Origin of the sequence: Gallibacterium anatis DSM 16844 = F 149 (assembly GCF_000379785.1) — a bacterium.
Taxonomy (GTDB): domain Bacteria; phylum Pseudomonadota; class Gammaproteobacteria; order Enterobacterales; family Pasteurellaceae; genus Gallibacterium; species Gallibacterium anatis.
The window spans coordinates 1-17,860 of record NZ_KB903688.1 but is presented as its reverse complement, the minus strand read 5'-3'; the positions used below and the strand labels follow the sequence as shown (position 1 = coordinate 17,860).

At 39.2% G+C, this 17,860-nt stretch carries 27 protein-coding genes; 24 read left to right on the top strand and 3 right to left on the bottom strand.

Annotated elements, in window-relative coordinates; translation table 11 throughout:
- The first annotated feature begins 1 nt into the window (after window position 1).
- The 22 genes from rplP to murA all read left to right on the top strand — a co-directional run bounded on the left by rplP (window position 2) and on the right by murA (window position 12,367).
- Window positions 2-412: a 50S ribosomal protein L16 gene (gene rplP, locus A3EO_RS0104865; RefSeq protein WP_013745956.1), complete on the top strand. Its 411-nt coding sequence runs from the start codon at window positions 2-4 to the stop codon at window positions 410-412.
- Window positions 412-603 carry a 50S ribosomal protein L29 gene (rpmC, locus tag A3EO_RS0104860; protein WP_013745955.1) on the top strand — a complete coding sequence of 64 codons (192 nt, stop codon included), beginning with the start codon at window positions 412-414 and terminating at the stop codon, window positions 601-603. The genes rplP and rpmC overlap by 1 nt, the downstream gene beginning before the upstream one ends.
- Complete coding sequence (gene rpsQ, locus A3EO_RS0104855; RefSeq protein ID WP_013745954.1) at window positions 603-857, top strand: 30S ribosomal protein S17; 255 nt, start codon at window positions 603-605, stop codon at window positions 855-857. The genes rpmC and rpsQ overlap by 1 nt, the downstream gene beginning before the upstream one ends.
- 425 nt (window positions 858-1,282) lie before the next feature.
- On the top strand, window positions 1,283-1,654 hold the full coding sequence (gene rplN, locus A3EO_RS0104850; RefSeq protein ID WP_013745953.1) for a 50S ribosomal protein L14: 372 nt from the start codon (window positions 1,283-1,285) through the stop codon (window positions 1,652-1,654).
- 13 nt (window positions 1,655-1,667) lie between these two features.
- Window positions 1,668-1,991, top strand: coding sequence for a 50S ribosomal protein L24 (rplX, locus tag A3EO_RS0104845; RefSeq protein ID WP_013745952.1), 324 nt, complete (start codon window positions 1,668-1,670; stop codon window positions 1,989-1,991).
- A gap of 14 nt (window positions 1,992-2,005) precedes the next feature.
- On the top strand, window positions 2,006-2,545 hold the full coding sequence (gene rplE / locus A3EO_RS0104840; RefSeq protein WP_013745951.1) for a 50S ribosomal protein L5: 540 nt from the start codon (window positions 2,006-2,008) through the stop codon (window positions 2,543-2,545).
- An 11-nt stretch (window positions 2,546-2,556) separates the two neighbouring features.
- Window positions 2,557-2,862 carry a 30S ribosomal protein S14 gene (gene rpsN / locus A3EO_RS0104835; RefSeq protein ID WP_013745950.1) on the top strand — a complete coding sequence of 102 codons (306 nt, stop codon included), beginning with the start codon at window positions 2,557-2,559 and terminating at the stop codon, window positions 2,860-2,862.
- A gap of 38 nt (window positions 2,863-2,900) precedes the next feature.
- Window positions 2,901-3,293 (top strand): 30S ribosomal protein S8, encoded by a 393-nt coding sequence (gene rpsH / locus A3EO_RS0104830; protein ID WP_018346238.1) that lies wholly within the window; start codon window positions 2,901-2,903, stop codon window positions 3,291-3,293.
- Window positions 3,294-3,308: 15 nt separating this feature from the next.
- Window positions 3,309-3,842 carry a 50S ribosomal protein L6 gene (gene rplF / locus A3EO_RS0104825; protein ID WP_013745948.1) on the top strand — a complete coding sequence of 178 codons (534 nt, stop codon included), beginning with the start codon at window positions 3,309-3,311 and terminating at the stop codon, window positions 3,840-3,842.
- 13 nt (window positions 3,843-3,855) lie between these two features.
- Window positions 3,856-4,209 carry a 50S ribosomal protein L18 gene (gene rplR / locus A3EO_RS0104820; protein ID WP_013745947.1) on the top strand — a complete coding sequence of 118 codons (354 nt, stop codon included), beginning with the start codon at window positions 3,856-3,858 and terminating at the stop codon, window positions 4,207-4,209.
- 15 nt (window positions 4,210-4,224) lie between these two features.
- Entirely contained in the window at window positions 4,225-4,725 is a 501-nt protein-coding gene (gene rpsE / locus A3EO_RS0104815) for a 30S ribosomal protein S5 (RefSeq protein ID WP_013745946.1), read from the top strand.
- Window positions 4,726-4,731: 6 nt separating this feature from the next.
- Entirely contained in the window at window positions 4,732-4,911 is a 180-nt protein-coding gene (gene rpmD / locus A3EO_RS0104810; protein ID WP_013745945.1) for a 50S ribosomal protein L30, read from the top strand.
- A gap of 3 nt (window positions 4,912-4,914) precedes the next feature.
- On the top strand, window positions 4,915-5,349 hold the full coding sequence (gene rplO, locus A3EO_RS0104805) for a 50S ribosomal protein L15 (RefSeq protein WP_013745944.1): 435 nt from the start codon (window positions 4,915-4,917) through the stop codon (window positions 5,347-5,349).
- 7 nt (window positions 5,350-5,356) lie between these two features.
- Window positions 5,357-6,682, top strand: a complete 1,326-nt coding sequence (secY, locus tag A3EO_RS0104800; RefSeq protein WP_013745943.1) for a preprotein translocase subunit SecY — start codon at window positions 5,357-5,359, stop codon at window positions 6,680-6,682.
- 31 nt (window positions 6,683-6,713) lie between these two features.
- Window positions 6,714-6,827, top strand: a complete 114-nt coding sequence (gene rpmJ, locus A3EO_RS0104795; RefSeq protein ID WP_005548767.1) for a 50S ribosomal protein L36 — start codon at window positions 6,714-6,716, stop codon at window positions 6,825-6,827.
- A gap of 143 nt (window positions 6,828-6,970) precedes the next feature.
- Window positions 6,971-7,327 carry a 30S ribosomal protein S13 gene (gene rpsM, locus A3EO_RS0104790; RefSeq protein WP_013745942.1) on the top strand — a complete coding sequence of 119 codons (357 nt, stop codon included), beginning with the start codon at window positions 6,971-6,973 and terminating at the stop codon, window positions 7,325-7,327.
- Window positions 7,328-7,342: 15 nt separating this feature from the next.
- Window positions 7,343-7,732 (top strand): 30S ribosomal protein S11, encoded by a 390-nt coding sequence (gene rpsK, locus A3EO_RS0104785; protein ID WP_012072238.1) that lies wholly within the window; start codon window positions 7,343-7,345, stop codon window positions 7,730-7,732.
- A gap of 28 nt (window positions 7,733-7,760) precedes the next feature.
- A complete protein-coding gene (rpsD, locus tag A3EO_RS0104780) occupies window positions 7,761-8,381 on the top strand; it encodes a 30S ribosomal protein S4 (RefSeq protein ID WP_013745941.1) in 621 nt (206 codons plus the stop codon).
- Window positions 8,382-8,409: 28 nt separating this feature from the next.
- Window positions 8,410-9,393: a DNA-directed RNA polymerase subunit alpha gene (locus A3EO_RS0104775; protein WP_018346237.1), complete on the top strand. Its 984-nt coding sequence runs from the start codon at window positions 8,410-8,412 to the stop codon at window positions 9,391-9,393.
- Window positions 9,394-9,434: 41 nt separating this feature from the next.
- Entirely contained in the window at window positions 9,435-9,824 is a 390-nt protein-coding gene (gene rplQ / locus A3EO_RS0104770) for a 50S ribosomal protein L17 (RefSeq protein ID WP_013745939.1), read from the top strand.
- 143 nt (window positions 9,825-9,967) lie between these two features.
- Window positions 9,968-11,014: an extracellular solute-binding protein gene (locus A3EO_RS0104765; RefSeq protein ID WP_018346236.1), complete on the top strand. Its 1,047-nt coding sequence runs from the start codon at window positions 9,968-9,970 to the stop codon at window positions 11,012-11,014.
- 87 nt (window positions 11,015-11,101) lie between these two features.
- Window positions 11,102-12,367 carry a UDP-N-acetylglucosamine 1-carboxyvinyltransferase gene (gene murA, locus A3EO_RS0104760; protein WP_018346235.1) on the top strand — a complete coding sequence of 422 codons (1,266 nt, stop codon included), beginning with the start codon at window positions 11,102-11,104 and terminating at the stop codon, window positions 12,365-12,367.
- A gap of 33 nt (window positions 12,368-12,400) precedes the next feature.
- On the opposite strand, the gene A3EO_RS0104755 is transcribed toward murA, so the two are convergent.
- The 3 genes from A3EO_RS0104755 to pgk form a co-directional block, all read right to left on the bottom strand.
- On the bottom strand, window positions 12,401-13,573 hold the full coding sequence (locus A3EO_RS0104755; protein WP_018346234.1) for a sugar efflux transporter: 1,173 nt from the start codon (window positions 13,571-13,573) through the stop codon (window positions 12,401-12,403).
- Window positions 13,574-13,659: 86 nt separating this feature from the next.
- Entirely contained in the window at window positions 13,660-14,742 is a 1,083-nt protein-coding gene (gene fbaA / locus A3EO_RS0104750) for a class II fructose-bisphosphate aldolase (protein ID WP_013745935.1), read from the bottom strand.
- A 60-nt stretch (window positions 14,743-14,802) separates the two neighbouring features.
- A complete protein-coding gene (pgk, locus tag A3EO_RS0104745; protein WP_018346233.1) occupies window positions 14,803-15,966 on the bottom strand; it encodes a phosphoglycerate kinase in 1,164 nt (387 codons plus the stop codon).
- A 231-nt stretch (window positions 15,967-16,197) separates the two neighbouring features.
- Between pgk and A3EO_RS0104740 the strand changes: the two genes are divergently transcribed.
- Window positions 16,198-16,458 (top strand): YfhL family 4Fe-4S dicluster ferredoxin, encoded by a 261-nt coding sequence (locus A3EO_RS0104740; protein ID WP_013745933.1) that lies wholly within the window; start codon window positions 16,198-16,200, stop codon window positions 16,456-16,458.
- A gap of 170 nt (window positions 16,459-16,628) precedes the next feature.
- Complete coding sequence (gene asnA / locus A3EO_RS0104735; RefSeq protein ID WP_013745932.1) at window positions 16,629-17,621, top strand: aspartate--ammonia ligase; 993 nt, start codon at window positions 16,629-16,631, stop codon at window positions 17,619-17,621.
- The last annotated feature ends 239 nt before the right edge of the window (window positions 17,622-17,860 follow it).

The window sequence follows — 17,860 nt, the reverse complement described above, 5'->3', positions numbered from 1 at the left end:
AATGTTGCAACCAAAACGTACTAAATTCCGTAAAATCCACAAAGGTCGTAACCGTGGTATTGCGGCAGGTACTGATGTAAGTTTCGGTACCTTTGGTTTGAAAGCAATTGGACGTGGTCGTTTAACTGCTCGCCAAATCGAGGCAGCTCGTCGTGCGATGACTCGTGCGGTTAAACGTCAAGGTAAAATCTGGATTCGTGTTTTCCCAGATAAACCAATTACTGAAAAACCATTAGAAGTCCGTATGGGTAAAGGTAAAGGTAACGTTGAGTACTGGGTAGCCTTAATCCAACCGGGTAAAGTTCTATATGAAATGGATGGTGTGTCTGAAGAGATCGCAAGAGAAGCGTTTGCATTAGCAGCGGCTAAATTGCCTATTAAGACCACTTTCGTAACTAAGACGGTGATGTAATGAAAGCTCAAGAACTACGTACAAAAAGTGTTGAAGAGCTGAATGCTGAATTGGTTAACTTGTTAGGTGAGCAATTCAAGTTGCGTATGCAAGCAGCCACCGGTCAGCTTCAACAAACTCATCAGTTAAAACAAGTGCGTCGTCAAATTGCAGTTGTTAAGACTATTCTAACTGAGAAGGCGGGTGAGTAATGACTGATAAAATTCGTACAGTACAAGGTAAAGTAATTAGCGATAAAATGGAAAAATCTTTCACTATCGCTATCGAACGTATGGTTAAACACCCAATTTATGGTAAGTTTATCCGTCGTACTACTAAACTTCACGTACACGATGAAAACAACGAAGCAAAAGTTGGTGATATTGTAGAGATTCGCGAATGTCGTCCAATCTCTAAAACAAAATCATGGACTTTAGTTCGCGTTGTTGAAAAAGCAGTAATTTAATTTGTTACTGTTCAATCAATAAATTGATTAAAAGCCCTTAGCAAATAGTTAAGGGCTTTTTTATTCCCTCCTGTAGCATATTTTTAAAACTTGCCCATAGTTGATAAGCAGGATTTAGTAGAATTTTTTGAGCATAGTAAAATCTTTTGCTTTTTATTGCTTTCATAAAGCGAAGTGGGGGTATTTCTGCGTTTCTTGCAAGTTGAGAATATATCCATCCTCATCTGCAGCTCCTATAAATTTCCTATTCACTTTGCCATTTTTGATATTCGATTCCGCCTAGTGTTTTTTGTCATTAAATAGTGAGAAATTAGGTTGCTTTTTGTCTATGCATTATGCTAGAATCCGCACCCTATCCGCCCTATGTGCGAGATAGAGGTAAATTCGTCCCGAAAGGGTTTTTTTAATTTTAGCGGAGTACTAACATGATCCAAGAACAGACTATGCTAGACGTTGCTGATAACTCAGGCGCTCGTAGCGTAATGTGTATCAAGGTTCTAGGTGGCTCACACCGTCGTTATGCTGCTGTTGGTGATATCATCAAAGTTACTGTGAAAGAAGCAATTCCACGCGGTAAAGTGAAAAAAGGTGATGTACTTAAAGCAGTTGTTGTGCGCACCAAGAAGGGTGTTCGTCGCCCAGACGGGTCAGTTATTCGCTTCGATGGTAATGCTTGCGTTATTTTAAATAATAATAGTGAGCAACCAATCGGTACACGTATTTTCGGACCGGTAACTCGTGAACTTCGCTCTGAGAAGTTTATGAAGATTATCTCTTTAGCTCCAGAAGTACTGTAAGGAGAAGTGAGAAATGGCTGCAAAAATCCGTCAAAATGATGAAGTGATTATGATCACTGGTAGCGTTGCCAAAGGTAAAGGCAAACGCGGTAAAGTAACAAAGGTATTACCTAACGGTAAAGTTATCGTTGAAGGTTTAAATATGATTGCTAAACACGAAAAACCAGTTCCTGCATTAGGAAAACAAGGTGGTATCGTGCGTAAAGAAGCACCAATTGATGTTTCTAACGTAGCAATTTTCAATCCTTCTACAAATAAGGCTGACCGAGTAGGTTTCAGATTTGAAGATGGCAAAAAAGTTCGTTTCTTCAAATCTACTGGTGAAACAATTAAATAAACTGGAGTAATGCGATGGCGAAACTGCATGATTACTACAGAGATCAAGTAGTAAACGAATTAAAAGCAAAATTCGGCTACAAATCTGTCATGCAAGTCCCACGAATCGAGAAGATAACCCTAAATATGGGTGTGGGTGAAGCATTGACCGACAAAAAATTGTTAGATAACGCAGTAGCAGATCTAACAGCAATTAGCGGTCAAAAACCTTTAATCACTAAAGCTCGCAAATCTGTTGCTGGCTTTAAGATTCGTCAGGGATATCCGATCGGTTGTAAAGTAACCCTACGCGGTGAGCGTATGTGGGAATTCTTTGAACGATTAATTTCTATTGCTGTTCCACGTATCCGTGACTTCCGTGGTTTGAATGCGAAGTCTTTCGATGGTCGTGGTAATTACAGCATGGGTGTGCGTGAACAAATCATCTTCCCTGAAATCGATTATGATAAAGTGGATCGTGTACGTGGTTTAGATATTACTATTACCACCACAGCGAAAACAGATGAAGAAGGTCAAGCGCTACTTGCTGCCTTTGACTTCCCATTCCGTAAATAAGGCAGGTTACAATGGCAAAACAATCAATGAAAGCACGTGATGCAAAACGTGTTGAATTAGCTGAAAAATACTACGCGAAACGTCAAGAATTAAAGAAAATCATCTCTGATGCTAATTCTTCTGATGAAGAGCGTTGGAATGCAGTGTTAAAGTTACAAACTTTACCACGCGATTCAAGCCCAATTCGTCAACGTAGCCGTTGCCGTCAGACAGGTCGTCCACACGGTGTGTTACGTAAGTTTGGTTTAAGCCGTATTAAGGTTCGTGAAGCTGCAATGCGCGGTGAAATTCCAGGCCTTAGAAAAGCGAGTTGGTAATATACCACTTTATTTTGGAATCATGGGAGTAAATACACATGAGCATGCAAGATCCAATCGCAGATATGTTGACCCGTATTCGTAACGGTCAAGCTGCAAATAAGGTAGCGATCAACATGCCTTCATCCAAGCTAAAAGTGGCAATTGCCGACGTTCTAGCTAAAGAAGGTTATATTGAGAGCTTCAAAGTTGTTGAAGGTGTTAAACCTGAATTGGAAATTACTTTAAAATATTTCCAAGGAAAACCAGTTGTAGAAAGTATTCAACGTGTAAGCCGTCCAGGTTTACGTATTTATAAACGTAAAGATGAATTGCCAAAAGTTCTTGGTGGTTTAGGTATTGCTGTTGTTTCTACATCTAAAGGTGTAATGACCGATCGAGCTGCGCGTCAAGCAGGCTTGGGCGGTGAAATTATTTGTTACGTAGCTTAATGGAGAGGTAGGAAGATGTCTCGTGTCGCAAAAGCACCTGTTAATATTCCTGCCGGCGTAGAGGTAAAACTCGACGGACAGCTATTAACAGTTAAAGGTAAGAATGGCGAGTTAACTCGCGAAATTAACAAAGCAGTTGAAGTAACTATTGAAAATAACGCATTACATTTTTCTCCACGTGTAGAAATTGATGGATCTAATGCACAATCTGGTACAGCTAGAGCATTAGTAAATGCAATGGTTATTGGTGTTACAGAAGGATTTACTAAGAAATTACAATTAGTTGGTGTTGGTTATAGAGCACAACTTAAAGGTAATGTATTAGCGTTGAACTTGGGTTATTCTCACCCAATTGAACACACATTGCCGGCTGGTATTTCAGCAGAATGTCCTTCTCAAACAGAAATTGTTTTAAAAGGCGCAGATAAGCAATTAATCGGGCAGGTTGCTGCAGATATTCGTGCTTACCGCCGTCCTGAACCTTATAAAGGTAAAGGGGTACGTTACGCTGATGAAGTGGTACGTACTAAAGAGGCTAAGAAGAAATAAGTAGGGTAACACTATGGATAAAAAATTGGCTCGTATTCGTCGTGCAACCCGTGCGCGTCGTATGATTAAAGAGCAAGGTGCAACACGTTTGGTAGTACATCGTACTCCACGTCATATTTATGCTCAAGTAATTGCACCTAACGGTTCAGAAGTGCTTGCTACAGCTTCTACTCTTGAGAAGGCGATTCGTGAGCAAGTTAAATATACCGGAAATAAAGAAGCAGCAGCTGTAGTTGGTAAATTAGTTGCTGAACGTGCTTTGGAAAAAGGTATTAAAGAAGTTGCTTTTGACCGTTCTGGTTTTAAATATCATGGCCGTGTGCAGTCGTTGGCAGACGCTGCTCGTGAAGCTGGTCTACAGTTCTAATAGAGGTAATTTGAGATGGCAAACATCGAAAAACAAGCTGGTGAACTGCAAGAGAAGCTAATCGCGGTAAACCGTGTATCTAAAACAGTAAAAGGTGGTCGTATTATGAGCTTTACTGCTTTAACAGTAGTAGGTGATGGAAACGGTCGCGTTGGTTTTGGTTACGGTAAAGCTCGTGAAGTTCCGGCAGCAATCCAAAAAGCGATGGAAAAAGCACGTCGCAATATGATTAATGTAGCTTTGAATGAAGGTACACTACAACACCCTATCAAAGGGGCTCATACTGGTTCTCGCGTATTTATGCAACCAGCAAGCGAAGGTACAGGTATCATCGCAGGTGGTGCAATGCGTGCAGTATTGGAAGTTGCAGGTATTCGTAACGTATTGTCAAAAGCATACGGTTCAACAAACCCAATCAACGTGGTTCGCGCTACGATTGATGCGTTAGCTAATATGAAATCACCAGAAATGGTAGCAGCTAAACGTGGTAAAACAGTTGATGAAATTTTGGGGTAATTGATCATGGCAAAAACTATTAAAGTAACACAAACTCGTAGTTCAATTGGTCGTTTACCAAAACATAAAGCTACTTTACGTGGTTTAGGTCTTCGTCATCTTAACCACACTGTTGAATTAGTTGATACTGCAGCAGTAAGAGGTATGATCAATCAAGTATCATACATGGTTAAAGTGGAGGAGTAATAAATGCGTTTAAATACTCTATCTCCGGCTGAAGGTGCTAAACACAGTGCTAAACGTCTTGGACGTGGTATTGGTTCTGGTTTAGGTAAAACTGGTGGTCGTGGACATAAAGGTCAAAAATCACGCACTGGCGGTGGTGTAAGACGTGGATTTGAAGGTGGTCAAATGCCTTTATACCGTCGTCTACCTAAATTCGGTTTCACTTCAATGAAAGCAGCAGTTACTGCCGAAGTTCGTTTAAGTGATTTAGCAAAAGTTTCTGGAAATGAAATTACTTTAGAAACTCTTAAAGAAGCAAAAGTGATTTCATCAGATATTCAATTTGCAAAAATCATTCTTTCAGGTGAAGTTAAATCTGGCGTAGTTATTCGTGGATTACGTGTAACTAAAGGTGCTAAAGCAGCAATTGAAGCTGCTGGTGGTTCAATCGAGGAATAATTAACAGATGGCTAAACAACCGGGGTATCAAAATAGAAGTACTCAGAGCGGTACGAGTGAATTAAAGCGTCGCTTACTATTCGTTTTAGGAGCGTTAATTGTTTTCCGTATCGGTTCTTTCATCCCGGTTCCTGGCATTGACTCTGCTGTATTGGCTCAAGTTATTGAACAACAAAAAGGCACAATCGTAGATATGTTTAATATGTTCTCCGGTGGTGCCTTAAGCCGTGCATCAGTATTTGCTTTAGGGATCATGCCTTATATTTCGGCATCGATCATTATTCAGCTATTGACGTCTGTTTATCCTGCATTAGCAGAATTGAAGAAAGAGGGCGAAGCCGGTCGCCGTAAGATCAGTAAATATACTCGTTATTCTACATTAGCATTAGCAACCATTCAGGCAATAGGTATTTCAACTGGATTACCTAATATGCTTCCTGGACTAGTGCCAAACTTAGGATTCGGATTTTATTTTACTGCTGTAATTAGTTTAGTAACTGGAACAATGTTCTTGATGTGGTTAGGTGAACAAATTACAGAAAGAGGTGTCGGCAACGGTATTTCTTTAATTATCTTTGCTGGGATTGTTGCGGGATTACCATCAGCAATTGCGCATACAATTGAACAAGCGCGTCAAGGTCAGATGCATCTGTTGGTTCTCTTATTGATTGCTGTTGTTGTATTTGCAGTAACTTATTTTGTTGTATTTGTAGAACGTGGGCAAAGAAGACTTGTTGTTAATTATGCTAAGCGTCAACAAGGTCGCCATATGTTAGCAGCACAAAGTTCTCATTTACCACTTAAAGTGAATATGGCGGGTGTTATTCCAGCTATCTTTGCTTCAAGTATTATTTTATTCCCTGCTACAATTACACAATGGTTTGGTCAAGGGCAAGGGTTGGATTGGTTGAATGACTTATCAATGTTATTACATCCGGGACAACCTTTATATTTGATTTTATATGCGGTTGCGATTATATTTTTCAGCTTCTTCTATTCTGCAATGCAATATAATCCAAGAGATACAGCAGATAATTTGAAAAAATCTGGTGCATTTTTGCCAGGGATTAGACCGGGGGAACAAACATCACGTTATATTGATAAGATAATGACTCGTTTGGCTTTGATCGGCGGTCTTTATGTTACTTTTGTGTGTTTAGTTCCGTATATTATGACATCAGCTTGGAATGTTCAGTTTTACTTTGGTGGAACATCCTTATTGATTGTCGTAGTAGTAATTATGGATTTCATCGCTCAGGTTCAAAGTCATTTGATGTCAAGTCAATATGAATCGGTGTTGAAAAAAGCAAACCTTAAAGGGTCAAGACAATAAGATTGTCTTTAATTTAGAAAAAGGATAAGCAATGAAAGTTCGTGCGTCCGTAAAGAAATTATGTCGTAACTGTAAGATTGTTAAACGTGAAGGCGTAGTTCGCGTGCTTTGCAGCGATCCTAAACATAAACAACGTCAAGGTTAATTGATATATTTTTCTTGAAAAGAATCGGTTGAGTGGGTATACTGCTCAACTCTTTTGTATAGTGTATTGGTATGTTGTTTGAGTATCCTGAAACGGGCTTTTCAGATCAACATACCAGATTAGTTAAATAATAGGAGTGCATAGTGGCCCGTATTGCAGGCATTAACATTCCTGATCATAAACACGCTGTAATTGCTTTAACAGCAATCTATGGTATCGGTAAAACCCGTGCTCAACATATTTGTGATGCAGTGGGTATTGCAGGAAGCGTTAAGATCAGCGAATTGTCTGAAGAGCAGATTGATAAACTGCGTGACGAAGTTGGTAAATTTACTGTTGAAGGTGATTTACGCCGTGAGGTAACACTAAACATCAAACGTCTTTTAGACTTAGGATGCTACCGTGGTTTACGTCATCGTCGTAGCTTACCGGTACGTGGTCAACGTACTAAAACTAACGCGCGTACCCGTAAGGGACCACGCAAACCGATCAAGAAATAATCGGGGTAAATGATAATGGCTAAAACACCAGTTCGTGCGCGTAAGCGTGTAAAAAAACAAGTTGTAGATGGCGTGGCTCATATTCATGCTTCTTTCAACAATACTATTGTTACAATCACTGATCGCCAAGGAAACGCTCTAGCTTGGGCTACTGCGGGCGGATCAGGTTTCCGTGGTTCTCGTAAATCTACTCCGTTTGCGGCACAGGTTGCTGCAGAACGTTGTGCCGAAATGGTTAAAGAATTCGGCTTAAAGAACTTGGAAGTTATGGTAAAAGGACCTGGTCCTGGTCGTGAGTCAACAATCCGTGCATTAAATGCAGCAGGATTCCGCATCACTAATATTACTGATGTGACTCCGATTCCTCATAACGGTTGTCGTCCACCGAAAAAACGTCGTGTGTAAGACGTATTAGGATAGTTGGAGAAAGAAAATGGCAAGATATTTGGGGCCTAAGCTCAAACTAAGCCGTCGTGAGGGCACAGACTTATTTTTGAAGTCCGGTGTTCGTGCGATTGAGTCTAAATGTAAAATTGATACTGCACCTGGTCAACACGGTGCACGTAAGCCACGTTTATCTGACTATGGTAGTCAATTACGTGAGAAACAAAAAGTTCGTCGTATGTACGGAATTTTAGAACGTCAGTTCCGTAACTATTACAAAGAAGCTAACCGTTTGAAAGGTAACACTGGTGAAAACTTATTAGTGTTATTAGAAGGACGTTTAGATAACGTTGTATATCGTATGGGATTTGCAGCAACACGTGCAGAAGCTCGTCAATTAGTTAGCCACAAGGCTATTATTGTTAATGGACGTGTAGTGAATATTCCTTCTTTCCAAGTTTCTGTTGATGATGTTATCGCAGTACGTGAAAAATCTAAAAAGCAAGCACGTATTAAAGCATCATTAGAATTAGCAGAACAAAAAGAAAAACCAACTTGGTTAGAAGTCGATGCTGCTAAAATGGAAGGTGTTTTCAAACGTGTTCCGGAACGTTCTGATTTATCAGCAGACATTAACGAACATCTGATCGTTGAGCTTTATTCTAAATAATAGAGCTTAACAGCAAAGAGAGGATAAAATGCAGGGTTCTGTTACAGAATTTTTAAAGCCACACTTAGTTGATATTGAGCAAATTAGCCCTACTCATGCTAAAGTGACCTTGGAGCCGTTAGAACGAGGCTTTGGCCACACATTGGGTAATGCTTTACGTCGCATTCTTTTGTCATCTATGCCTGGTTGTGCAGTGACTGAAGTAGAGATTGACGGTGTATTGCATGAGTACAGTAGTAAAGAAGGTGTTCAGGAAGATATTCTTGAGGTTCTTTTAAACTTAAAAGGTCTAGCGGTTAAAGTGCAGAATAAAGATGACGTATTTCTGACACTAACAAAATCTGGAATTGGCCCTGTTGTTGCCGCGGACATCACTCATGATGGTGATGTTGAAATCGTTAATCCAGATCATATCATTTGTCATTTGACAGATGAAAATGCCTCTATTAATATGCGCATTCGTGTACAGCGTGGAAGAGGATATGTTCCAGCATCTTCACGCACACACGATGAAGAACGTCCTATCGGTCGTTTGTTGGTAGATGCATGTTATAGCCCTGTCGATCGTATTGCTTATAATGTTGAAGCAGCACGTGTTGAACAGCGTACTGACTTAGATAAGTTAGTTATTGAGATGGAAACTAATGGAACATTAGATCCAGAAGAGGCGATTCGTCGTGCAGCAACTATTTTAGCAGAACAGCTTGATGCATTCGTTGATTTGCGTGATGTTCGTCAACCAGAAGTCAAAGAAGAAAAACCGGAATTTGATCCGATTCTACTTCGTCCAGTGGATGACTTAGAGTTGACTGTTCGTTCTGCTAACTGTTTGAAAGCAGAAACAATTCACTATATCGGTGATTTAGTTCAACGTACAGAAGTTGAATTACTTAAAACTCCTAATCTTGGTAAGAAATCTCTTACTGAAATTAAGGATGTATTGGCTTCACGTGGGCTATCACTAGGTATGCGCCTTGAGAATTGGCCACCAGCAAGTATTGCTGAAGACTAGTTTGGTCATAGGTTAAAGATTTTTCTGAGAAGGATAAGGTCATGCGCCATCGTAAGAGTGGTCGTCAACTAAACCGTAATAGCAGTCATCGCCAAGCGATGTTTCGTAATATGGCAAGTTCTTTAGTTAGTCATGAGATCATCAAGACTACATTGCCAAAAGCAAAAGAATTACGTCGTGTAGTTGAGCCGTTAATTACTTTAGCTAAAGTTGACAGCGTTGCAAACCGCCGTTTAGCTTTTGCTCGTGTTCGCGACAACGCAGTTGTTGCTAAATTGTTTAATGAATTAGGTCCACGTTTTGCTCAACGTGCGGGTGGTTATACTCGTATCTTGAAATGTGGATTCCGCCCTGGTGATAATGCACCTATGGCGTATATTGAATTAGTAGATCGTCAAGTTGCTGAAGAAGCAGCAGTAGCGGCAGAATAATTCAATTTAGATTGATTAAAAAACTGCATCTTTTTAGATGCAGTTTTTTTATATCTGGTTTTATATTGTTTCTTCTAATTCATGTCGAAATATATTTAATCATATATTCACTAACCTCCCTCAAACTTTGGAGAACCTAAAAATTGAAATTTTTATCTTTTTCTAAGTTATTGAAAACAACCTTAATTTCTTCACTTATCCTCTTTAGCTCTTCGATATTCGCCGAAAAGCTTTATATTTATAACTGGACTGAATACATCCCTAATTCTCTATTACAGCAGTTTACTAAAAAAACAGGTATTGAGGTTGTTTATTCAACTTTTGAGAGTAATGAAGAAATGTACTCGAAAATGAAATTAACTAATGGAGGGGGGTATGATCTTATTTTCCCGTCTAGTTATTACATTGAAAAAATGGCTAAAGAGGGGATGTTAGCAAAATTAGATAAGACAAAGTTAGTTAATTTTGCGCAGATAACGTCGAGCTTATTGAATAAAAATTTTGATCCAGAAAATCAATATTCATTACCTTATGTTTATGGGTTAACCGGAATAGGCATAAATAGTGCCGAAATTGATCCGAAAGCGGTGACAAGTTGGGCTGATTTGTGGAATTCAAAATACAAAGGGAAGATCCTATTAACGGCAGATTCTAGAGAAGTTTTTCATATTGCTTTGTTATTAAAAGGATTTTCTCCAAATACGACAGAAGATAAAGAAATTGAATCCGCTTACCATTTATTGCAGAAATTAATACCAAATGTACAGTCGTTTAATTCTGATTCTCCTGATGTACCTTATGTGCAAGGGGAGGTTTCATTAGGAATGATTTGGAACGGATCAGCTTTCCGTGCACATAAAGAAAATCCTGATATTCAATTTATTTATCCACGAGAAGGGGTCATTATTTGGATGGATAATTATGCCATTCCGAAAAATGCGGAACATAAAGAGGCGGCTTATAAATTTATTGATTTTATGTTGCGTCCAGAAAGTGCTAAAGAAGTGATTGAAACAATGGGTTTTTCTATGCCTAATGAAGGCGTAAAAGCCTTATTGGAACCTACGGATGTTAATGATCTAACACTATTTCCTCCACAGGAGCAGATTGAAAAAGGTGTTTTTCAGGAAGATGTTGGCGATGCGATCGATATTTATGAAAAATATTGGCATCTGTTAAAAACTAATTAGTCATTGATTCAGCAATTATAGGCAGAAATGTATATAATTGTAGCTTATATTGTCGATTATATTTTTTATTTGTAGATAGGATTTATTATGGAAAAGTTTCGTGTACACGGGCGAGCTTGTCTGAAAGGTACGGTGAAAATTTCAGGTGCTAAAAATGCAGCATTACCAATTTTATTTGCCTCTATTTTAGCGGAAGAACCTGTTACGCTGCATAATGTACCTCGGCTACGTGATATAGAAACTACTTTACAGATTTTGCGTAAGTTAGGTATTAAAGCTGATTGGTGTGGCGAACAGACTATTTGTATTGATGCGAGTAATGTGAGTAATTTTGTTGCTCCATATGAACTAGTTAAAACGATGAGAGCATCTATTTGGGCATTGGCACCATTAACAGCACGTTTTAATCAAGGGCAAGTCTCTTTGCCGGGCGGTTGTTCCATTGGGGCACGGCCGGTTGATCTTCATATTTCCGGATTAGAAAAATTGGGTGCAAAAATTTTGCTTGAAGACGGTTATGTGAAATCGTTTGTTCCTGCTCGTTTACAAGGTGCAAGAATTGTTATCGATAAAGTCAGTGTCGGCGCCACCATTTCTATTATGACCGCAGCTGTTTTGGCAAAAGGAAAAACAGTCATTGAAAATGCAGCCAGAGAACCTGAAATTGTTGATACAGCTGAATTTTTGAATAAGATGGGGGCTAATATTCAAGGTGCCGGTACGGATATGATTACAATTGAAGGTGTGGATCGCCTTGCTGGTTGTGAACATACGGTCATACCTGATCGTATTGAAACCGGAACATTCTTGGTGGCAGCAGCGGTATCCGGTGGTAGAGTTGAATGTTTGGGAGCTCGTGCGGATACTTTGGAAGTGGTCATTGAAAAATTACGTGAAGCAGGTGCTCAAGTTGATGTAACGGAAAACAGTATCACGTTGGATATGTTAGGGCAGCGCCCTAAAGCAGTTAATATCAGAACAGCCCCACATCCGGGATTCCCAACTGATATGCAAGCTCAGTTCACCTTATTAAATATGGTGGCGAACGGAACAGGGATTATTACGGAAACGATTTTTGAAAATCGTTTTATGCATATTCCGGAGCTGATTCGGATGGGTGCTAAAGCTGAGATCGAAGGGAATACAGCAATATGTCACGGTGTAGATCATTTATCCGGTGCTGAAGTTATGGCGACAGATTTGCGAGCATCGGCAAGTTTAGTGATTGCCGGTTGTATTGCACAGGGAGAAACCATCGTTGATCGAATTTATCACATTGATCGTGGTTATGAACATATTGAAGAAAAATTGAGAGCGTTAGGCGCAAGAATTGAACGATTTACAGATAAATAAAAATTATGAGGTTGCCAGGAGCAACCTCTTTTTTTAGGCATTTCGTACTTTATATAAACAGAATAATGCGATAAGGATAAGTGCGGAACAAAAATAAAAAGTGTCGTAATAACTATAAATCCCACCGATAGCGCCTGCTAATGGGCCGCCTAAAATCCAACTACTTTTGGCACTGTTAGTAAATAATGTTGTTGCTGTACCGAGTTTAGTCGGCATTAAATCCTGAAAATAAGCCATTCCTATTGTTGCAACAATGCCGATTAAGCCGGCGTTTAAGCATTGCAATAACAATAATCCCCAGTCAGAAGTAACAACTAAAAGTGATGGATAGAAAATTACACCGCATAAAATCGCTATCGTCATTAAACGTTTTTTAGCGATATATTTATTTAGCCATCCTGCAAGTAGCATAATGGGTATTTCTAATCCGGCGGCAGTTCCCATTAAAATTCCTGCTAAATTTTCAGGCAAATGTAATTGATTAGTAAGATAAAGTGGCATATTAATCAAATACATACTATTACAGCTAAAAATAATAACCAACACTGCGGAAAGATAAATAATAGCGGTTCGATTTTCCTGAGGAGATTGAGAACTTGCTGTTTTTGTAATGTTTTTTTCTTTATGGCGGATTTTTGGCAGGAAAAAACGTCCGCAACAAGCACTTAACAAAAATACTATGGCACCAATTAAAAATAAAAAAGTGAAACCTTTATTAATTGCTAGCCAAAAAGCGAGAGGTGGCCCGATAATCCAAGCGAGAGAAATTTGCGCACGCATTATTGTCATAAACATAATTGCTTGTCGTTGTTTGCGGTTGGCGTATTCACGGGCAAAGGCGAAAATCTGTGGATTAGAGGCAGAACCTAATCCAAAAAGTGTTACTGCTAATGTAAGCAACACCCAATAGTTACGACTGAATGCAAAAATGACATATCCGACGGCAGCCATTAAACTGCAACCAAAAATAAGTAAACGTCTGTCTTTTAGGCGATCTGAAAAATAGCCGATAATTTGTCCAAGAATAATACCGACAAAAGCATTTACTGCAAAAAAGCAGCCTACCGCAAAAGGGGAGACGTGCACTTCTTTTGCTAAAAAGAGGCTCATTACCGGTAATTGAAATGCTGAACCGATACCGGTTAAAAATGCCATTAATAGAAAAGTAAATGTGATCCGCTTTAATGTTGTTTTTGAGTGGCTCATACGTTTAAGAAAAAATGCCCCTGAAAATCAGGGGCAAAATTTAGGTTGAGGAATATATATAACGTTATTATTTATAGCTTATAAACTTATAGTACGTCGCGGCAATTTAAGTCATCAAATGCTTGTTCTAAGCGTTTTGACATTGACTCTTCGCCTTTACGTAACCAAACACGTGGGTCATAGAATTTTTTGTTTGGTGCATCAGGACCTTCAGGGTTACCTAATTGACCTTGTAAATAAGCTTCATTTTTCTTGTAATATTCTAAAATACCGTGCCAAGTTGCCCATTGAGTATCTGTGTCGATATTCATTTTAACTACGCCGTAAGAAACTGCTTCTTGAATTTCAGCGTGGCTTGAACCTGAACCACCGTGGAATACATAAGAAACCGGCTTATCTGTGCTTAAACCGTGTTTAGCTTTGATATAGTCCTGACCTTTTTTCAAGATGACCGGAGTTAATTTTACATTACCCGGTTTGTATACACCGTGTACGTTACCAAATGCTGCCGCAACGGTAAAACGTGAACTGATTTTTGATAATTCTGTGTAAACTAAATCAATTTCTTCTGGTTTAGAATAAAGATCCATAGGGTCACGATCTGAATTATCAACACCATCTTCTTCACCGCCGGTAATACCGAGTTCCATTTCAAGAGTCATTCCGATTTTATCCATACGCGCAAGATATTTTTTGCAGATTTCGATATTTTCTTCTAATGGTTCTTCTGAAAGGTCTAGCATATGAGAAGAGAATAAAGGTTTACCTGTTTCAGCGAAATGTTTTTCACCGGCTTCAAGTAAGCCGTCAATCCACGGAAGCAATTTTTTCGCTGCGTGGTCGGTATGTAGGATAACTGGAACACCATAATGTTCAGCTAATGCGTGAACGTGTTTTGCACCGGCGATAGCACCAAGCACATCAGCACGTTGACCTTCAGCTAATTTGATGCCTTTACCGGCATAGAATGAAGCGCCACCGTTAGAAAATTGAATAATGACCGGTGCTTTAACGCGTGCAGCAGTTTCCAAAACTGCGTTTACAGAATCGGAGTTAACACAGTTTACTGCAGGAATAGCAAAGTTATTTTCTTTGGCGAAAGCAAAGACTTTTTGTACTTCATCACCAGTTAATACACCAGGTTTTACGAAATCAAAAATTTTAGACATAGTATTTTCCTATTTTTAGTGAAGAAGAAGGGGGATATTCCCCCTTCTAAAAAACGATAATTAACCTTTTGCTCTTTGTTCAAGAATTTCTACAGCCGGTAACACTTTACCTTCAACAAATTCAAGAAAAGCACCGCCACCGGTGGAAATATAAGAGATTTGATCGGCAATACCGAACATATCAATCGCAGCCAAAGTATCGCCACCGCCCGCAATGGAGAAGGCATCACTTTCGGCAATAGCACGTGCTACGATTTCAGTTCCTTTTCGGAAGTTAGGGAATTCAAATACGCCGACAGGACCATTCCAAAGGATGGTTTTTGCATTACGAATGATTTCTGCAAGTTGTTGTGCAGATTCATCACCTAAATCTAGAATTTCTTCATCATCTTGCACTTCTGTTGCTGGTTTTACAGTCGCAGTTGCAGTTTCAGAGAACTCTTTACCAACGCGAACATCAGTCGCAACAGGGATATTGCAGCTTGCCATTAAACGTTGCGCTTCAGGAATTAAGTCTTTTTCATAAAGTGATAAGCCGACATTATTGCCTTGTGCTGCGATAAAGGTATTAGAAATACCGCCACCGACAACAAGTTGGTCTGCAATTTTTGAAAGAGAATCTAAAACGGTTAATTTAGTGGAAACTTTAGAACCACCAACAATTGCTACCATCGGACGTTGTGGATTTTTCAATGCTTTACCTAAAGCATCCAATTCATTGGAAAGCAACGGACCGGCACAAGCAACAGGGGCAAATTTTGCAACACCGTGAGTAGAAGCTTGTGCGCGATGTGCAGTACCGAAAGCATCCATTACAAATACATCACAGAGTGCTGCATATTTTTGTGCTAAATCGTCAGCATCTTTCTTTTCACCTTTGTTGAAGCGCACATTTTCCAATACAACCAATTCATTTGGAGCAACTTCAACACCATCAAGGTAATCTTTTGCCAAACGAACAGGAACATCTAAAAGATTGTTCAAATAGTCAACAACCGGTTGTAATGAAAATTCAGCATTGTATTCACCTTCGGTAGGACGACCAAAGTGAGAAGTTACCATCACCTTCGCACCTTGTTCCAATGCTGATTTAATTGTCGGTAATGATGCTTTAATACGTGCATCAGAGGTGATTTTGCCATCTTTAACAGGAACATTTAAATCCGCACGGATAAGAACACGTTTACCTGCAAGATCGAGATCGGTCATTTTAATTACTGACATTTTAAGCCCTCTTATAAAGTTAAATAGGAGTGATTTCTGAATTCAAATAATGCGATTATTATAGCAGCTCATTGTGATAAAAGCGTGGGTTAGATCAAAATTATTTGATTAATGTTTGATTTATTTTTGTGAATAAAATAAATCGCTTAAAAAGCGGTTATAAAAATATGGACGAACAGTGTACAATAACCGTTTTTTAAACGAAAGTGAAAGGGAGAGAGTGTCGAATTTATGGCATTATTAATTACGGATAAATGCACAAACTGTGATATGTGTGAACCGGAGTGCCCTAACAATGCAATTTCTGTTGGTGAAGAGATTTATGTGATTGATCCGGCGCTATGTACAGAATGTGTAGGGCATTATGAAACACCAACCTGTCAAAAAGTGTGCCCGATCAGCAGTTGTATTATTCCTGATCCGGCTCATCGAGAATCTCAGGATGAATTGTGGGAGCGATTTGTCCTTATTCATCACGCCGAAAAGCTCTAATTTAGAAAAAATCTAAAAAAATCTTACTTTTTTAAATAAATTCTAATTAAATTATCTCAAATACAATAATGTTTTTGCGAAATTTGTTATTTATTGAATAATACACGTCATTCAAACGTGATGCTTTGCATTATGTGTGTATGGAATCAAAAGAAGAAAGAGCATTTATTATGAAAAAATCATTTATTTTACAACAACAAGAAATTAGCTTTGTTAAAAACACTTTTACTGAAAAATTAGCAGAACATTTAGGCTTGGTTGAGGTACAAGGACCGATTCTCAGCCAAGTGGGAAACGGTATTCAGGATAACCTTTCCGGAAAAGAGAAAGCGGTGCAGGTTAAAGTAAAACAGATTGAAGGTGAAGTGTTTGAGGTTGTCCACTCTTTAGCGAAATGGAAACGCCATACCTTAGGCCGTTTTGATTTTAAACCGGGTGAAGGGCTGTTTGTGCATATGAAAGCATTGCGCCCGGATGAAGATTCTTTGGATCGTACTCACTCTGTTTATGTTGATCAATGGGACTGGGAGCGCGTTATTCCGGAAGGATTACGTACATTGGATTACTTAAAAGATACTGTCCGTTCAATTTATCGTGCGATCCGTGAAACCGAAGCTTTAGTAGAAAAACATTTCCATATTGCTACCACTTTACCAAAAGAGATCACTTTTGTTCATACTGAAGATCTCGTGCAGCGTTATCCGGGGATGACAGATAAACAACGTGAAAATGCGATTTGCAAAGAGTACGGCGCAGTCTTTTTAATCGGTATCGGGGGAAAATTGTCTGATGGTAAACCGCACGATGTGCGTGCGCCGGATTATGATGACTGGACAACCGTATCAGAAGGTGATTACAAGGGATTAAACGGCGATATTTTAGTGTGGAATGAAGAATTAGGCACTGCATTTGAACTCTCTTCAATGGGCATTCGTGTAGATGAAGCCGCATTACGCCGTCAGTTAGCGATTACCGGCGATGAAGATCGTTTAAAATTCTCTTGGCACCAAGATTTAATTAATGGCAAATTGCCACAAACCATTGGTGGCGGTATCGGTCAATCCCGTATGGTAATGTTCTTATTGCACAAAAAACATATCGGTGAAGTGCAGTCCAGCGTATGGCCACAACAGGTATTCGAGGAATTTGAAAACATTCTGTAACGCATAATTATTGAATAAGTAAAATAAAGAGGAAACAGGGGATAATCTGTTTCCTCAGACTGCTGACAAACCTCTAGACATACCTCTAGAGGTTTGATCTAATAGGCATATCGAAAAAAGGAAATGCCTATGCTCAAAAATACACCCTCACTCCAATATGAAATCGAGATGATAAGTCTCGAACAACTCGTTCCAAAAGACCACCTTGTCCGTAAAGTCGCGAAAGCCATCGATTTTGA

Coding starts and splice junctions, on each gene's coding strand:
- rplP (WP_013745956.1), top strand. CDS start 2: ATGTTGCAACCAAAACGTACTAAATTCCGTAAAATCCACAAAGGTCGT.
- rpmC (WP_013745955.1), top strand. CDS start 412: ATGAAAGCTCAAGAACTACGTACAAAAAGTGTTGAAGAGCTGAATGCT.
- rpsQ (WP_013745954.1), top strand. CDS start 603: ATGACTGATAAAATTCGTACAGTACAAGGTAAAGTAATTAGCGATAAA.
- rplN (WP_013745953.1), top strand. CDS start 1,283: ATGATCCAAGAACAGACTATGCTAGACGTTGCTGATAACTCAGGCGCT.
- rplX (WP_013745952.1), top strand. CDS start 1,668: ATGGCTGCAAAAATCCGTCAAAATGATGAAGTGATTATGATCACTGGT.
- rplE (WP_013745951.1), top strand. CDS start 2,006: ATGGCGAAACTGCATGATTACTACAGAGATCAAGTAGTAAACGAATTA.
- rpsN (WP_013745950.1), top strand. CDS start 2,557: ATGGCAAAACAATCAATGAAAGCACGTGATGCAAAACGTGTTGAATTA.
- rpsH (WP_018346238.1), top strand. CDS start 2,901: ATGAGCATGCAAGATCCAATCGCAGATATGTTGACCCGTATTCGTAAC.
- rplF (WP_013745948.1), top strand. CDS start 3,309: ATGTCTCGTGTCGCAAAAGCACCTGTTAATATTCCTGCCGGCGTAGAG.
- rplR (WP_013745947.1), top strand. CDS start 3,856: ATGGATAAAAAATTGGCTCGTATTCGTCGTGCAACCCGTGCGCGTCGT.
- rpsE (WP_013745946.1), top strand. CDS start 4,225: ATGGCAAACATCGAAAAACAAGCTGGTGAACTGCAAGAGAAGCTAATC.
- rpmD (WP_013745945.1), top strand. CDS start 4,732: ATGGCAAAAACTATTAAAGTAACACAAACTCGTAGTTCAATTGGTCGT.
- rplO (WP_013745944.1), top strand. CDS start 4,915: ATGCGTTTAAATACTCTATCTCCGGCTGAAGGTGCTAAACACAGTGCT.
- secY (WP_013745943.1), top strand. CDS start 5,357: ATGGCTAAACAACCGGGGTATCAAAATAGAAGTACTCAGAGCGGTACG.
- rpmJ (WP_005548767.1), top strand. CDS start 6,714: ATGAAAGTTCGTGCGTCCGTAAAGAAATTATGTCGTAACTGTAAGATT.
- rpsK (WP_012072238.1), top strand. CDS start 7,343: ATGGCTAAAACACCAGTTCGTGCGCGTAAGCGTGTAAAAAAACAAGTT.
- rpsD (WP_013745941.1), top strand. CDS start 7,761: ATGGCAAGATATTTGGGGCCTAAGCTCAAACTAAGCCGTCGTGAGGGC.
- A3EO_RS0104775 (WP_018346237.1), top strand. CDS start 8,410: ATGCAGGGTTCTGTTACAGAATTTTTAAAGCCACACTTAGTTGATATT.
- rplQ (WP_013745939.1), top strand. CDS start 9,435: ATGCGCCATCGTAAGAGTGGTCGTCAACTAAACCGTAATAGCAGTCAT.
- murA (WP_018346235.1), top strand. CDS start 11,102: ATGGAAAAGTTTCGTGTACACGGGCGAGCTTGTCTGAAAGGTACGGTG.
- A3EO_RS0104755 (WP_018346234.1), bottom strand. CDS start 13,573: ATGAGCCACTCAAAAACAACATTAAAGCGGATCACATTTACTTTTCTA.
- fbaA (WP_013745935.1), bottom strand. CDS start 14,742: ATGTCTAAAATTTTTGATTTCGTAAAACCTGGTGTATTAACTGGTGAT.
- pgk (WP_018346233.1), bottom strand. CDS start 15,966: ATGTCAGTAATTAAAATGACCGATCTCGATCTTGCAGGTAAACGTGTT.
- A3EO_RS0104740 (WP_013745933.1), top strand. CDS start 16,198: ATGGCATTATTAATTACGGATAAATGCACAAACTGTGATATGTGTGAA.
- asnA (WP_013745932.1), top strand. CDS start 16,629: ATGAAAAAATCATTTATTTTACAACAACAAGAAATTAGCTTTGTTAAA.